Raw genomic sequence first — 912 nt, 5'->3', positions numbered from 1 at the left:
TGGACCGGTGCTCCATTCGTCCAGTTCCATACACTTCCGTCTTCTGCAATCGCATAGTTGCTTGAACCTCCCGCAATGCCTTGAATTTCACTTAATCCGTTCACCGGGGTTAAGGTTGCATAACTGCCTCCCCATACCGCCACACTTCCGTCTTTCTTCAGTGCTATGCCGTAATTCGGCATTCCGTTTGAAACAGCAATACTTGCTATTTCAGTAAAGTCCTTTATCTGTACTGCAGTACTTTGATAATCACTCTTCCCTGGTATTCTGTTGCCACCAGCATATCCCCAAGCCCATACTGTTCCTGCACTTGTTAACGCATAGGCATATCCCTTTCCAGCTACTAGTTGACTAACTCCGCTTAGACCAACTACCTGCACCGGTGTTGCTTGGTTCCTGCTTGCTCCATCTCCTAATTGGCGGGAGCCGTTGTCTCCCCACGACCATACCGTTCCATCGCTTTTTAGCGCATAGCTAGTGGACTCACGGGCTGCAATTCCAATGATTCCACTTAGATTCTTCACTTGAACAGGCACCAGGCTGTTGGTCTGGCTTCCATTCCCCAGTTGACCACTGCTATTATACCCCCATGCCCACACTGTTCCATCACTCTTCAGCGCCAGACTGTGTCGGTCACTTGCAGCTACGGAAAGCACATTTGTCAGCCCCGGAACCTCCACTGCTGTCGTTTTGTTTGTCGTTGTTCCATCCCCGAGTTGACCAATATAGTTACTTCCCCAGGCTAACACGTGTCCATTGGTGTTCACTTGCAGATTGTGATTTTCACCTGCGGATAAGGTCAACGGGTGGAGTTCCGTGCTATTCTTTACTTTGACCCAACCCCCACTGGACCACTCCGACCATAGGTGTTCATCATTCACCCTTACCTTCACTTGGAACACCTGTCCTGCT

1 protein-coding gene is annotated in these 912 nt (G+C 49.7%); it reads right to left on the bottom strand.

All coding sequences use genetic code 11. From position 1 onward, the window contains the following. The coding region (locus C162_RS32190) for an RCC1 domain-containing protein (RefSeq protein ID WP_442792486.1) at positions 1-803 on the bottom strand (803 nt) is incomplete at its 3' end. Between the last annotated feature and the right edge of the window lie 109 nt (positions 804-912).

The sequence above is a fragment of the Paenibacillus sp. FSL R7-269 genome (genome assembly GCF_000517865.1).
In the GTDB taxonomy this organism is placed as follows: Bacteria; Bacillota; Bacilli; order Paenibacillales; family Paenibacillaceae; genus Paenibacillus_AQ.
The sequence above is the reverse complement of the archived record's forward strand: the minus strand, read 5'-3'. Positions and strand labels throughout refer to the sequence as shown.